This window comes from Parabacteroides sp. KHUB-03, assembly GCF_056640975.1.
In genome coordinates this window covers 3,075,342-3,091,046 of sequence record NZ_CM153257.1, presented here as the reverse complement: position 1 = coordinate 3,091,046, position 15,705 = coordinate 3,075,342, and the positions used below count along the sequence as shown (strand labels likewise).

The 15,705-nt window shown below is 41.7% G+C and carries 7 protein-coding genes; 5 read left to right on the top strand and 2 right to left on the bottom strand.

Annotated features, from left to right (window positions below):
- Positions 1 to 166 precede the first annotated feature (166 nt).
- The 5 genes from secDF to ACYIB7_RS13310 all read left to right on the top strand — a co-directional run bounded on the left by secDF (position 167) and on the right by ACYIB7_RS13310 (position 11,390).
- A complete protein-coding gene (gene secDF, locus ACYIB7_RS13330) occupies positions 167 to 3,163 on the top strand; it encodes a protein translocase subunit SecDF (RefSeq protein WP_480337403.1) in 2,997 nt (998 codons plus the stop codon).
- Positions 3,164 to 3,244: 81 nt separating this feature from the next.
- Positions 3,245 to 3,472: a hypothetical protein gene (locus tag ACYIB7_RS13325; protein ID WP_480337402.1), complete on the top strand. Its 228-nt coding sequence runs from the start codon at positions 3,245 to 3,247 to the stop codon at positions 3,470 to 3,472.
- Positions 3,473 to 4,033: 561 nt separating this feature from the next.
- Entirely contained in the window at positions 4,034 to 4,438 is a 405-nt protein-coding gene (locus ACYIB7_RS13320) for a hypothetical protein (RefSeq protein ID WP_480337400.1), read from the top strand.
- Between the two features lie 554 nt (positions 4,439 to 4,992).
- Positions 4,993 to 8,103 (top strand): DUF6383 domain-containing protein, encoded by a 3,111-nt coding sequence (locus ACYIB7_RS13315; protein ID WP_480337398.1) that lies wholly within the window; start codon positions 4,993 to 4,995, stop codon positions 8,101 to 8,103.
- Between the two features lie 626 nt (positions 8,104 to 8,729).
- On the top strand, positions 8,730 to 11,390 hold the full coding sequence (locus tag ACYIB7_RS13310) for a DUF6383 domain-containing protein (RefSeq protein ID WP_480337396.1): 2,661 nt from the start codon (positions 8,730 to 8,732) through the stop codon (positions 11,388 to 11,390).
- Positions 11,391 to 11,639: 249 nt separating this feature from the next.
- Here ACYIB7_RS13310 and ACYIB7_RS13305 read toward each other — a convergent pair whose 3' ends face one another.
- The gene (locus ACYIB7_RS13305; RefSeq protein ID WP_480337394.1) at positions 11,640 to 12,947 is read right to left on the bottom strand and encodes a DUF4933 domain-containing protein; all 1,308 of its coding nucleotides are present in this window, start codon (positions 12,945 to 12,947) and stop codon (positions 11,640 to 11,642) included.
- Positions 12,948 to 13,042: 95 nt separating this feature from the next.
- Entirely contained in the window at positions 13,043 to 15,526 is a 2,484-nt protein-coding gene (locus ACYIB7_RS13300; protein WP_480337393.1) for a TonB-dependent receptor, read from the bottom strand.
- Between the last annotated feature and the right edge of the window lie 179 nt (positions 15,527 to 15,705).

The following is a 15,705-nucleotide window of genomic DNA, read 5'->3' as shown; positions in this document are numbered from 1 at the left end:
ATTTTCTTTATATTTTACAGACAAAGATATACATTTGCGTTCGAAATAAACTATGAGAGTGACAAATAATTAATCTAATTGGTCTTTATCAAAGAAAAAAAGTCTATATTTGCACCCTGTGAAAAAACAAAAATAAATAATGTAATAACATAAACATAAGATTCAAATGCAAAACAAAGGATTTGTGAAGGTCTTCGCGGTGTTACTTACGCTTGTTTGCTTGTTCTATTTGTCATTCTCGTTTGTGACAAGATATTACAACAATAAAGCCGCTGAGTATGCAGGTGGAGATCCTGCGAAAGAGACTGCTTATCTGGACTCTTTATCTACTCAGAAGGTATGGCTGGGCTATACATTGAAGCAATGCCGTGAAATGGAAATCAGTTTAGGTCTTGACCTTAAGGGAGGTATGAACGTCGTTCTCGAGTTGAATGTTGCCGATGTTATCCGGTCGCTTTCAAACAATAATCAGGACGAAAACTTCAATAAGGCGTTGGATCTGGCATATGCTCACCAGGCTACCAGCCAGAAAGACTTCATTGATTTATTCGCAGAAGAGTATAAAAAGTTGGACAACGGTGCACGTCTGTCTGCTATTTTCAGTACTTTCGAGTTAAAAGATAAAATCACACCCCAGAGTTCTGATGCTCAGGTAATCGCTGTTTTGAAAAATGAATTGCAGAGTGCTATCGATAACTCATTTAATGTATTACGTACCCGTATAGACCGATTCGGTGTGGTTTCTCCAAACATCCAGCGCCTTGAAACGGCAGGACGTATCCTTGTTGAACTTCCGGGTGTTAAAGAACCGGAACGTGTACGTAAGTTGCTTCAGGGTAGTGCAAACTTGGAATTTTGGGAAACTTACCAGTTGCCTGAAATCTACCAGCAGTTAATTGCTGCCGATAATATATTGGCTACCGTATTAAGTAGCGAAACATCCGATTCTACTGCAGTAGTTGCCGAAACGGCTACCGTTGCAACCGAAGACGCTGCAACAAGTGATGCCGATTCTCTTTTGGCTCAGATTCACCAGGAAAAACCGGACGCTGCAGCTAGTGCCAATATGGAAGAGTTCGCAAAACAACATCCGCTGTTTGCCCTTTTGCAGGTTAACCAGTATAACGGACAGCTTGTTCCGAGCGCTATTGTTGGTATAGCTAATGTAAAAGACATTGACAAAATCAACGAATACCTGAACATGAAACAAGTAAAAGATGTGTTACCTCGTAACCTGTCTTTGAAGTGGGGTGTTAAGGCTATTGATGAAAAAGAACAATATTTCTATTTGTATGCTATCAAACAGACTAACCGTGACGGTTCTCCTGCTTTGGGTGGCGATGTTGTAACGGATGCTAATGCCGATTTCTCTCAGGAGGCAGGCCGTAACGAACAGCTAGTTAGTATGACTATGAATGCCGAAGGCGCAAAGGCTTGGGCGCGTTTGACAAAAGATAATATCGGCAAAGCCGTTGCTATCGTTCTTGACGATATGGTTTATTCAGCTCCGAATGTACAAGTGGAAATTACCGGTGGACGTTCACAAATTACAGGTAATTTTACTCCGGAAGAAGCAAAGGACTTAGCTAATGTGTTGAAATCAGGTAAGATGGCTGCTTCTGTGCAGATCGTACAGGAAGATGTTGTTGGTCCGTCTCTTGGTCAGGAAGCTATCAATTCAGGTGTTATTTCATTTGCATTGGCACTTGTTTTATTGATGATTTATATGTGTGCATTCTACGGAATTATTCCGGGTCTGATTGCCGACGGTGCTTTGATATTGAATATCTTCTTTACGATGGGTATTCTTGCTTCATTCCAGGCTGTCCTTACTTTGCCGGGTATTGCCGGTATGGTGCTTACGTTGGGTATGGCAGTAGATGCTAACGTGTTGATTTATGAGCGTACAAAAGAAGAACTTCGTGCAGGTAAATCGTTAAACAAAGCTATTGCCGATGGTTATAGCAATGCATTTTCTGCCATCTTCGACTCAAACTTGACATCAATCATCACAGGTGTGGTATTGTTCTACTTCGGTACCGGTCCTATCCGTGGTTTTGCTACCACAATGATTATCGGTCTGTTTGCATCATTCCTTACGGCAGTATTCTTAACACGTATTGTATATGAAGCTCTGTTGGCTAAAGATAAATTGAAGAACGTAACATTTGTTACTTCTATCACGAAAGACTTGTTGACAAATCCGAAGATCAACTTCCTTGCTGCACGTAAGGTGGGTTACCTGATTCCGCTTGTCATCATCGTATTGGGTGGTATCTCAATGGCAACAATCGGTTTGAATAACGGTATCGACTTTACGGGGGGACGCAACTATGTTGTCCGTTTCGACCAGAATGTTAAGACCGATGAAGTACGCAATATGTTGGATGCCCAGTTGGATGGTGCGGTAAGTGTTATTACAATCGGTACACCCAATCAGGTGCGTATCTCTACAAACTATAAGATTGCGGATGCAAATCCTGCGGTAGATCAGGAAATTGAATCCAAATTGTTTGAAGGTGTTAAGCCTTTGCTACCGGAAGGGACAACCTTGGACCAGTTTACTTCTACATATATTCAGAGCTCACAGAAGGTAGGTCCAAGTATGGCAGACGACATTAAGAACAGCGCTATCCTGGCGGTAGTATTCGCTATGTTCTGTATGGCTGTTTATATCCTGCTTCGTTTCCGTGACATATCATTCTCTGTTGGAGCATTCGCTTCTGTAGCCGTAACAACATTGTGTATTATTTCATTCTATACATTGTTATGGAAACTGTTACCGTTCTCAATGGAAGTAGACCAGACGTTTATTGCTGCTATCCTTACCATTATCGGTTACTCTATCAATGATACGGTGGTTGTATTCGACCGTATCCGTGAAACAATCGGTTTATACCCGAAACGTGACCGTTATCAGGTAATCAACGATGCGTTGAATTCTACATTATCCCGTACATTCAATACATCATTAACAACGTTGGTGGTTGTGTTGTGTATCTTCATCCTGGGTGGTAGCACAATTCGTAGCTTTACGTTTGCTATCTTGTTAGGTATTGTTGTCGGTACATATTCTACTCTGTTCGTTGCAACCCCTATCGCATATGAATTACAGAAGAAGAAAATCAATAAGAAAGCAGTAAAAGAAGCTGCAGGGAAGTAAAAGTTTTTAAAAGGCTAATAGATAAAGTGAAAGGAGACAATCTGAAAATTGTCTCCTTTTTTGTATTAAATAAGTAATAAAATGGAAATGGGAGAGAAATCCTTTTCGTTTTTCTGCAATGTTTATGTCAAGCAAGCAGAAAAGTTAGTAACCTTAGATCAGATAAAGGAGTTGATAACCAATGGAGTTTTGCGCCGGAACACCTTCGAGATCCGCAGATTCCGCAAGGAAGGTCGTACGGATGAAGCCGGCCGCCTTAAGCGAAGCCTGCCGGCCATCACCGTCTGTGCACGTTTTGATGGCGAGTGAAAGTCCGACAAGGCTACCGCTTACACCGGATTGTGCTTTGTAGGCATCGACCATGCAAGGCAGTAGCCTGCCGTGCTGATCGACCGTTGCAGGCAATTGCCTTACGTCCTTTTTGCACATGTGAGCGTGAGCGGAGAAGGAGTGCATCTGGTGGTGAGTTGTGATAACGACAGTCCGGACAGTCATGCTTTCTACTTCCAGTCTGTTTGCGATGCTGTGAGTTGGACTCCTTGGCAGCTTCCCAGATGACGTTTAGAACCACCTCCCGAGAACACTTTTGGAGTTGATGCCAAACGATTGTAGAAAGGAGGATAAAGACCTCGATTTGCTGTCGGTCCTGACCCTTCTGAGCTTTGCTATGCCGGGAGTATTGGGCAGGCTGAATGTACTATCTATTTCACGCCCGTTTTTTGTTCTATAGTAGGCGAATCGGCCTCCGGCAAAGGACGTGTGGCATCTATGGTGCATATTCTGGATCGTTGGCGGGAATATAAAGAAAATTGGTAATGAAGACCGTGATAGCGTGGTATTGCGTTACCGTATATCCCTTTCCGTATCTGTATGATACTAACTGCGCTGCGCAAAGCGGAAGCCGGTTGGATGGTTTGCAACATGACGGTAGCGGACGAAGATTTTGAAACGGCATTTGGTATAATCATGACCTGCCTTCGTCATGCCTATATGGTAGGAACGTCGCTCGATCATCGCAAAAAGGAGGTAACTTATACTTTTTCGTATGTACAGTTAAACCTGTTTGCAGACATGCCGAAATGCTTCACAAGAGCACAAATGATAGTGTTCGCGGAGAGCTTAAATGTGAGCGAGAGTAGTGTGGATCGTTTGCTTAAAAAGTCTCTTCGTAAAGGTCTAACTACCTCAGATAGAAACGGTCACTACGAGAAAACTTTGAAAGGCGAAGAAATTACACGATTTGGAACACCCCCCCCGAAGAAGGTGACAAAGTGAACTTTTATATGACCTATTATTAGACTGCATATTTAATGTTATTTTGGTAGTCATTTTATCGAAAACAAATAGGCAACCAAACCAAACTGGGTAGGCAACCGGTTTCGGGTATAAACAAATGCAATAAATCGCTTCCTTTTATCATTTATATATATATTATGTACGCGCGTACATAATTTTAAGGGGTACTTGCAAAATACATATATATTGTATATTGGTATTTGATATAAGTGTTTGATAAACAGGAAGTAAACTTGGTGATGGTATGACTAGGGAAAACGATCGTTTTCATTCGTCATTGCAAAGGTACATCTTTCTTTTTATCGTGCAACCCTTTTCTTAATTTTTTTTCTTCTGTATCTTCTTTCTTATCAACACTATAACTTATCTGTTACAAAACAATCCCTTTCTTAAACAAACCTCCGAAATCAGGCAAAAAAATGACTAGTGAAAACGATCGTTTTCACTAGTCATTTTTGTACGGTATTGATATTTAAAATGGTTGAATCATAGATTTTTATAAACACTATTATTAATATTAAATGAAAAAAAGTATGAACAAAAGATTTTCTACTCTTTTGGCTACCGCTCTGGTAGCCGGTGGACTATCAGCAAATGCGCAGAGTTTGTATTATTCAAGTCTGAATGATTTGAAGGATGGCACACGTGTGCAGTTGGCTGATCCTACTTCTAGCAGCAAAGAATACACAAATGCTTTCGTTGTAGAGTCGAATGATGGTTTGACTTTAGCTTCTAAAAAGCTGAATAGCAGAGCTGCTAGTTTTGATTTGACAGCAGATATTGACACTACTAGCTATGCCGGTGTTGATTCTACATTATGGACAGTAAATGTAAAAGTATCGGGAACGGCTCGTTCTTACACATTGAAAAACACACAAGGTGTAAAGCTGATCGTTCCATCTGTTACAAACTCTAAGGACGGAAATAACGGTAAATTAGCAGGTGTGAAATTTGTAGCTTCTGGTATTGACGAATGGGCTTACGATGGTAAATGTTTCTATGCATTTAAGAATGACTCCGTATTTTATTTGACTTATGAATCAGATCAATTGGTGCTTAATTCGGTAAAAGGAACATCCGCATCTGCACTTTCTGGTGTAACAGCTTCTTTAGTCGTTCGTCACCCGCAAGAATCGTTAACATTGACGGCAAAAGACTTTAATGCTTTCATGAAAAAATTTGGTGGTAAAATGTATTTCAACCAGTCTGAAGTGAAAGATGCTCCTCAGGATGTAAATCAAGGTAAGAACATCCTGACAGAAAAAACTTGGACAGCTTATCAGGCTAACGTAAAAAGTACTGCAAATGCAGACTCTATTCCTGCTGTAGGTCAGAAATCTTGGGGCGTTGCCGGTTCTGGTCTTGGCAAATTGGTGCCTTCTGTAGATGATGCAGACTCTTTGTTGGTATTGTGGTCTGCTACAGACAAGAAAGCATTGGTGGTTGATACTACTTATCTGAAAGGCTCTTTTGCTCCGGCAGACACAAACATGGTAATTGATGAAGCAGTAAGAATGCCGGCTTGGACATTGGCTTTGGCCGATACGGTTCCTACATTTGGCGTTAATCCGTTGGCTGGCGAACAAATAGTTGGTGGAAAAGTAAACCGTCCTATCGGTTCTGCTGTGTTCGTTGTAAAGGTCAGCGTTGCAAATGATTCTATTGCTATCCGTCCATACAACTTGCCTAAGTTTGATTCTCAGACAAATGCATTCTCTGATAGCCTGGTTGCCGACTTTACAATGCAAGAAGGTGCAACAAAGATGGTAGCAGGTAACTTTACAGTACCGGCTCCTGCTTTGAGAGTATTAGGTTCTTCTGTTTATCTGGTAATGGATACGGCTAATAATAATACTTCTTTCTATCCGTTGATTCAGCCGTATAAAGCGGGCGATGTTCCTTCTACGGTAGGTGCAAACATCGATGTTAAGAAGGTATATACACTGAAATATCTTGATGGCGACAATAAAGACAAGTATGCTGTAGCTCCGTTTACTGCTGCTGCTTTGACTGGTTCTGCTGCTGCAGTTGTTGCAGATGCTGTTGAAGAAACAGATGTAAATGCTCAGTTTGTTGTTAAGAAATTGGGTGAAGGTATTTATGAAATTATTAACCGTGCAACAGGTAATAAAATTCACTCAGGATTCGTAGGTGCCGTAGAAGGTAAGGACGATACATTTACAATCTCTGCCGGAACAATTCAGTTGACTGATGCAAAAGTATCATTCAGCGGTGATAAAGATTATAGCGGTTATTTGTTCTATGAAGCAGCTAAATTGCCTAACATCATGTTCCAGGTAACTTCTGCTTACGAATATCTTGGTAATATGTATCTTCAGGGTAATAAGGAAGGCAAAGTAATCCTTGCCGACGATGAGAGCGCAATGTATCTTGAAAAAGTAAATGCTGCTGCCTACGGTGCTGCTAAGACAGATGATGTTCCTCAGTTGTATCGTCAGTCATATAAGATGAAAGATAAAGATGGAAAATATCTGGTACGTGTAGAAAATGGTCAGTATACAATGAAAGCAACATCTGCCGATTATAAAGCTACAGACAGTGCTGCTGTATTCTTGATCAAGGCTTGCGCAAAGGATCAATATCAGTTGGTTGATACTGCTGGTTTCGTAGCAATGAAGAACGATACAAAAGCCGGTGTTGCTAAAGCTGCTGATTATGTGGCAACTAATGCTGATTATGGCTATAAGGTAGCTATATTGGATGCCCAGGCTGCTGCTCCTGCATTGGATACAATAGCATTGGCTTCTTCATCAAAAGTTGCTCCGTTTGTATTTAAAGAAATGGCTGCTCCTGCTGTAAACTTCAAGGCTGAAGGCCATCAGGTACTTAAGAGCGGCAACGATATGCTGGCAATCGGTAAGAATAATGTTGCTGTGGTTGCTCAGGAAGGTAATAGTCTAAAGGCTGAAAGCTTTACTAAAGACGACTTTACATTCTATTTTGATACTGTAAACTATAAAGCCGGTGAAACTGCTTCATATTATGTATCAAAAGCAATTGCAACAGAATCTGAAACAAAAGTTCTTTCTGGTGAACGCATGTATATGTGGGCTGCAAAAGATTCGTTTAATAGCGAAAATCCAGTTTACAAATATAGTGGTGCCGCTCGTTTGATGTTCCGTCCGGCAGAACGTTATGGTGTAGATTCATTGTTCGTAACTAATACTGATAGGGATACAGTATCTTTGGTTGCAGGTACTTCTAAAGATGCAACTCAAGGTAAGATACTTCCGGGTATTAATAACTTCCGCTTCATTTTGGAATCAGATCGTGATAATGAAGGTTCATTCTTCTTGAAGACGGCTGATAATAAATATGTTTCTAATATTAATGGCTATCTTGTAGTTGATTCGCCTGATGCAGTAAAGATGTCTACATCTCTTGTTACAGTTGATACTCCAACCGGCAACGAATCAACAGAAGCTAACACTATCAGTGTAGTAGCCGGCGAAGGCAACGTAACAGTTTACGGTGCTGCTGGTAAGAAAGTAATCGTATCTAACGTATTAGGTCAGAAGACTACAATTGTTGCAACTTCAGACAGTGAAGTGATTGCTGCTCCTCAAGGCGTTGTAATCGTAGCTGTAGAAGGTGAAGCAGCAGTTAAAGCTGTTGTGAAGTAAGCAATTGCATAATTGATAAATAATCTAATTAATTATCCGTGAGGCAAAAGGAGTGGTTGTAAGGCCACTCCTTTATAAGCCAATTAGCCTGCGACAGGCGAACAAGCGGATAAATATTAATACTAAAGTAATAAATTAAAAGTTCTGGCTGTTTGTATATCTGTGAGGAACGAAGACAGCTAAAAGGCAAAAGCCTCTCCGAATCAGATCGGGGAGGCTTTTTATTTTATGATAATATTTAATGTACGCGTACATTAATATTTAGTAGTAAAATACAGGAGGATCAAAAAATGGTTTAAATAGCTGATAGTTATTGAAATATGTGGATTTTCGATGACTAGGGAAAACGAACGTTTATATTAGTCATCACAAAGGTACATGTTTCTTTTATTTGTGCAACCCTTTTTGTGTCTTTTTTTTCTTAGCTATCTTCTTTCTTATCAATACTATAAGCTATCTGTTACAAAACAAAGGATTCGGATGACGAATGCCCTGAAAAAAGGTAAAAAAGTGACTAGGGAAAACCTTCGTTTTCCCTAGTCACTTTTTATGTCTTGTTGGAAGCGTAACGGGTTGAAAAACAGATTTTTTAACAAACACTATTATTAATATTAAATTTTAGAAGTATGAACAAGAGATTTTCTACTCTTTTAGCTGCATTTGCAGCATTAACAGTGGTCTCTACAGCTCAGACAAAGTATGTTTTGCTGACAGATGGTGCTGGCAGTGCTTTGTCATGGTCTAAAGATGTTCCTGCTGTAGACTCCGTTAAAATGAAGTCTATTACGGAATTGGAGACTACAAAAGCAATGGCCGACTCTGCTTTGTGGGACATGCAGATTGTAAGAATTGAAACAGGCAACGACACAGTATGTACTTTCACAAACAAGGCTACAAAACAAATGCTTTCTTTTGCGAAGAGTGCAACAGCTACTGCAAAGATTGCTGCCGGTGTAAATGAATTTGTGTTTAAGAGTGGTAAAGCTCTTTATGCAAAAGTGGCGGATAACAAAATCCTTGCTTATAAAATGGGTGCCGCTATGACTAATTCTGTAGATGATGCTACTCCGTTGACAGATTCTACTGCATTTAATCTTAAGCTGACTACAGTTGAAGAATTGACCGGCTATGCAGAAACATTCCAGTTCGAATTTGCTGGTAAGGAGTCTAACATCTTTACTGAAAGCGAACTGATCCCTACTTTGGTTCCGGGAACTACTAAATTCAAATTCCAACAAAAAGGTAAGGAAACAAGTGCTGCCGGTACTAAACCAGCTCAGTATATCACAATTGATACAGCTAGTTATTCAGGTACTGTGAAAACTCCTAAATTCCAGTTGGATACTGTTGTTGCTGCTAATGATGCTCGTTATATGCAAATGGGTAATGCAGGTTTGCAATCATTCAACGTATGGATGAACTTGGGCAACGACTCTATCTTTATGTTGACTGACAGCCTTGTTACATTTGATATAAATGGCAAGTATAGTATTGTTGAAGCTACTGCAGGTTCTAAATATCTTTTAGGTTACAAGACTTTGGCTAACAGTAATGAAGTATTGACTATTGACTCTGTTCAGGTAATAGCTCCGTTTATCACTATCAAGAAAGGTGATCCTGTTAAATTGGCAGGCGGTACAGGCGTTTACTCTTTGATGTTCAAAGGTACAGGTGGAAATGCTGCTAATGATGGCAAATATCTGACTTATGATGGTTCTTCTTATGTTTACAATGCTCCTGTTGCTACTCCGTATGCTGCTTATACTCAGATGTATGTAAAAGATCATGAAGACGGTACATACTCTATCCAGTCTCGTGAAGCTACAACTGTTGCAACTTCTACAGGTTTAAATGGCGAAACTCTAGGTGAAGCAATAGCTCCTGTATATAAGAATAAAGAAGTTCTTTATGTTGTAAAAGATGCTGCTGCCGGTGTTTATAGATTAGGCACTGACACTGTATTGTTCACTAAGTTGGATGTAGACATGGCTGACAAGAGCACTGGTTACAAGTTCTATACGAAAGAAGAAATGGGTTATGGCTCAATCGCGTTCAGATTGATCTCTAAAGCTGCAGACGATGTTTATATGTCTACAGTACAGGATTCTATCATCAACGGTGCTAAATCTACATTCGAAGATGCATTGCAATTGCGTCTGTCTTCAGATGGTTATAACAACCTGGCTGATACGGTTCTTTATGGTGCTCGTACTTTGGGTGATACTTTGATGCGTGTTTCTTATTCAATGGAAAGACCTTACAAAGCAGATTCTAAGTTCTTTGCTACAAACACAGGCGTTACTAAGATGGCTGTAGATGCAGATAGCGTACAGCGTTATTTCTTCGTAGCTGATATCAACGGTAATGGCTACCAGATTGTAAAATCAAACATCAACCCTGTAAATACTACTACTTGGTTGGCAGATAGCTCTATCGTAATGAATGCTTCTACTCTGGACGTAGCTTATGACAAGTTAGTTGCTGCTAAGCAAACAGTATTCGCTATCGAAGGTGGTCAGGCACCTACTTACGCAAAGGTTGCTCGTGGTCATTATAATATCAGTATGGGATATGACATGTTGACTAATGTGGAAGGTGCTGCTAAGTTCATGCGTGTAAACGATGAATTGAAAGCTGCTTTGACTGCTGACGACTTTGCTTTGTATATCGATACTGCTTATGTAGACAGAGGTAGCGACAATACAAACTATGGATATTATATCTATAAAGGTGCAACTGTAGACAATGACACTGTTATTGGTAATGCGTTGACAATTGGTGGAGCTGCTCAGGGATTATCAGTTGTTGGTGATAGCGCATCATTCGTAGCTACTCGTGTTGTAAAAGATTCTATCTGGTATGCTGCTACAAAGGCTAACGAACCTATCCAGGTAACTAGCGCAAACAACAAATCAGTTATGATGTTCAAGGTTGTAGGTGACGCTTATGTTATCACTCCGATGAATGTTCCTTCTAAGACTCTGTCTGTAGTAAACGGAACAGTGATCTTCTCTTCAAATGTTGCTGCTCAGCCTATCACATTCGAAACAGCTTCAACTCCAACAGGAAATGAAGGTATCGATGCTGACAACACCATCAGTGTAGTAGCTGGCGAAGGTAACGTAACTGTTTACGGTGCTGCTGGTAAGGCTGTAACTGTATCTAATGTATTAGGTCAGAAGACTACAATAGTTGCAACTTCAGACAGTGAAGTGATTGCTGCTCCTCAGGGTGTTGTAATCGTAGCTGTAGAAGGTGAAGCAGCTGTTAAGGCAGTTGTTAAATAAGAATACAAAGGATTATTCAAATAATCTAATTAATCATTCACGCGGAAAGCGTAGGGGCAATTTTTAATTGCCCCTTGATCTCCAATTACCCTGAGACAGGCGAACAAGTGAATGTTATATTAGTACTAAAGTAATAAAATTAAAAGTTCTGACTGTTTGTAGTTCCGTGAGGAGTGAAGACGGTTAAAAAGTTAAAAGCCTTCCTGGTTCAATTCAGGGAGGCTTTTTTATGATACATAAGAGAATGCTTTATTTTATACGGGCTACAATCATTACATAATCGCGTTCATGCACCTGCGGGTTATCCAGAAAACGGAGCAATTCTTGCTGGCGGGCGGAACCGGTACGTTTGACCGTTTCGCGCATTTCGGTAACACTACGGATCATATAAAGACAATCATCAGTCTGTCCGTCAGGCCAGAATGCCAGTCCGTCGTCTATGTCGTTGATGAAACCACCCGAGTTACGGGGTAAGGCGTACGTTTTTCCATCTTCTTTCAGATATACTATCCGGTGGGTCAGGGCAGGCTTGTATTCGTCGGTATGGCCTAGCCAGTTTGTTATTTCGGGTGCTCCTTTCTGGCGAAGTCCTATACATACGCTTTTCGGGTTTTCGTAGCAAGTACGGAGCCATATTTTGCCATTGGCTACCGGTTGAGTGAGCTGATCGCCGGAAATGCTCTTTTCTCCTAAATTAAGAGCATATAACGGAGAAATGGTGCGACTGTCCAATAATCGGTAGATCGTGTCGCAGAAGGGAATTATAAAGGTCATTTTATTTTGTTCGTTATTCCAGAAAAATGTCTGGAACGAAGGAATACTGTCGGTTTGCCAACGTTTGGCAGTGGAGGCCGGCTCCTTAAGAATGAACTTGCAGAGCGTATCTCCTTGCAGGTTAAAAGTGATTATGCCGTTAGGCTCTCCTGCATCGCCTTCGTAATGGCAAAGGCTATAGCCCGAGGAGGAGAAACCCAATAAACGGTCTTGTGTCAGGTGTAGAGGATACTTGATTGTTATGTTTTCCGGAAAGATATAGTTTTGTATTTTGAGCAGGGTATCCAGCGGAGGGAGTTTGCCGATGTAAGGAGCGGCTTTTTCTTTATTATTCTGATCTAATCCGCTTAAGGCGCAATACATGCGTGTTGTTTTCTTATCGTAGAACAGGTTGGTCTTATTCATATCGTTATTCCATTTATAGGCTAAGGCTTTGAAGCCGTACCGTTTGCTGGGTACATCCTGTTTGCGGTAATAGATACGCGGATAGTTGAAGGTAATGAAAGCATTGTTGTCCGGTATCTCGATTGCTTGTGTAACCGGAAAGCGGGCATCACCTACGGTATAGTATTCTAGTTGGGAGGCAATCTGGCTTAATTTTAAATTGGCCGGATGTTGTAACGATTGTTCTATCTCTATTTGTAGCGGTGCTGTAGAACGATCATAAACAGCCTCATACTGCGGGGAAGTGGGCTGGTGGCACACTTTGTTGTCTGTCTGCTTGCAACCGACAACGGCGCTTGTAAGCAGAATGGAGATAAGGACGGGTTGGTTTGTTTTCATAATTATATATTTATGGGTTCTTTTTTCGAATAAAAACAAAATTTCACGGGGCAAAGATACGTTTGCAGGGGGAAGGGATTATTTCTCTTCTCCGGTTAAATCTCCAGAGTTATCCCGATGGAGGGAAGTATGGTTCCTCCCAGATCGTTGGGCAAGTCTTGCATCAGGTAATATCCCGGACGGTTAGGATCGGGGAGGCTTTGGTTGTTGGCATCGAATTGAGGGAAGAAATAGTTTTGTCCGCGCGATTTGTAGTTGTATATGTTCTGTATGTCTACATAAAATCCGAGCCGCCATTTGTTGAAGTACCATACTTTGTCTACACGTACGTCAAGCTGATGATAGGCGGCCGTGCGTTCCGTGTTATACAGGGCATTGTTTGCGTATGGACGGCGGCGAGAGTCCCAGGCATCAATTTGCGATGACAGTTCTTTGTCGTAAGGTGTGTAGGGCATGCCTCCGGTAAGATACCATTTGGCTCCCAGCGTCCAGTTGTGCGGGAACTTGTGGATGGCCGAGATATTCAGGATATGCCGTACATCCCAACTGGATGCCCAATACTCATTCTTTATAGGGCGCAACTCTGCGTCCATCTTGTTTATTTCGGAGCGCAGAAGGGTGTATGAAAGGTTTACAACCGTGTTGAAGAAGTTCAGGTGGCGGTAAGAAAGTTCCATACCATACGCGCGCCCTTTGCCTGCGGATAATGCAGGCGCATTGCCTACAATATAGTCCGTAAGGTCTCCTGTAGAGATCGGCAGCGAATCATTAAGCGATACAGGCAGATGCCCGTATTGCTTGTAAAAGCCTTCTGCAGAAACAGACGATTCCGCACTGGGCGAGAATTTAACTCCTGCTACATACTGGTTTACATTCTGATAGGTCAGACCGTCTTTCTGGTTGAGAGTGGAGCCATCGGCAGGCGTATAACCCAATGTGGTGTATGTGGGTTCCTGATAATAACGGGCTACAGTGGCGTTCACACTCCATTTGTCTGTAAACTTATACGCCATACTCAAACGGGGCGATAGTTGCTTGAGCGGATTACTGGTTTTGCCTGAATAATTCATACCATCCATTCTCAGTCCGAATAATACCGACAGGCGGTCGTCCAGAAAATAGCGGCTCAGCGTGGCAAAGGCATCGTAGCGCCACAGGTCTACCTTGCCGTGTGTGGAATGGTCGGCATAGTTGTTGCCTGTATAAACGCGTTGCATGGCTTTGTTGTCATACGAGCCATAACCACCTCCTATACCAGCACTGAAACGGAATCCTCCCAGGTTCCAAAGATCCACAAGGGCACGGAAACGATAGTTGCCCTCTCGACTGCGGATGTCCAGCGTTTTATCTTTTGATTCGTCATTGCCGGTGTATTTAAACAGATCGTTGCGGAGGTAATCGCGGCTTAATGTCGTTTTAAACTGACCTCCTTTAAATCCGCGACGGTAACCCAAACCAAATACGTAGCTTACCTGATCGTTGTTGGGTAGGTATCCTAATATGTAGCGACGCGATTCTTCGGGGTCTTTTATGCCGAGGTTGAGGCGGTTGTTATCGAACGAACCTAGTCCGATAGCGTATATTTCGTCATCGTCACTCAGGTGCGAACTGATCTTGAATTGATAGTCGTTGTAGGTAGGAAGAAAGGTTAGTCCCAGCATATCAAACAAAAATTGCAGGTAACTATGGCGATAGGAACCGATAAAGGTGGTCTTGCCGTCTTTTGTCAGAGGCGTGTTGATAGTTGCACCTACATCGGAAGCTCCTACTATTACTTTGCCATGAAAACGATCGTCATTGCCATTCTTCATTTTCATATCCATCACTGAGCTTAAACCGTTGGATAAAGCAGCCGGGAATGCGCCTGTGTAAAAATTTACCGAGCGAAGCAGGTCTGTGTTGACCAGTGATGCGTATCCGCCCGAACCTCCTTGAACGGAGAAGTGGTTTAGTACCGGAATTTCAATATCATCCAGAAAGTATTTATTCTCATTCGCACCTCCACCTCGTACCAGTACATCGTTGCGGTTGTTTTGCGATACGGTTACTACGCCGGGGATGGATTGTATTACTTTGGATATATCGCGGTTGGCTCCGGGCGTGAGGTCTATCTCTTCCCGTTCGATACGGCGTAGGGATACGGGCGATTCTACTGTCGAACGCAATGGTGCGGCAGCCGTTACCGTGACGGCCGATAGTTGTACATCATCCAGTTGTACATTTATAACAGTCGGGATCGAGGCTATTACCTCAAAAGATTCGGAGACGTAGTTCAGGTATTCATCTGCCGATACGTTCAGTGTGCGGTAACCAGCGGCTACTTTGTTGAACTCAAAGCTTCCGTCTGCCGCAGTATAGCGAATAACCGTATCACCCAGTATGATGACTTCGGCACCTGCTACGGGCGTTTTGGCTGCCGTTGCGGTAACCACACCACGCACAATTCCCGTCTTTCCTTTTGCCGTCTCCTGGGCATTGATTGCAGCTGATGCAATGAAAAAACAAGCGAACCAAACGGTTGTGATATTATAGGCCCTTATTGTTCCTTGTATTCTGTTTTTTGAATTATCAATTATCATTTTTGTGTGTATTCTGATTTTGAGTATAAATATAGTAATTAAAATGTAGTACATAACTAGGATATTTAAAGTCTGTTTTTTACACTGCTTTCCAAGAGAGAAGGATTGTTATTTTGCCGGCAAAATAACTCAAGAAACAAAACAGCTATAGACGTGGAATTTATATCTTTACAAGATAC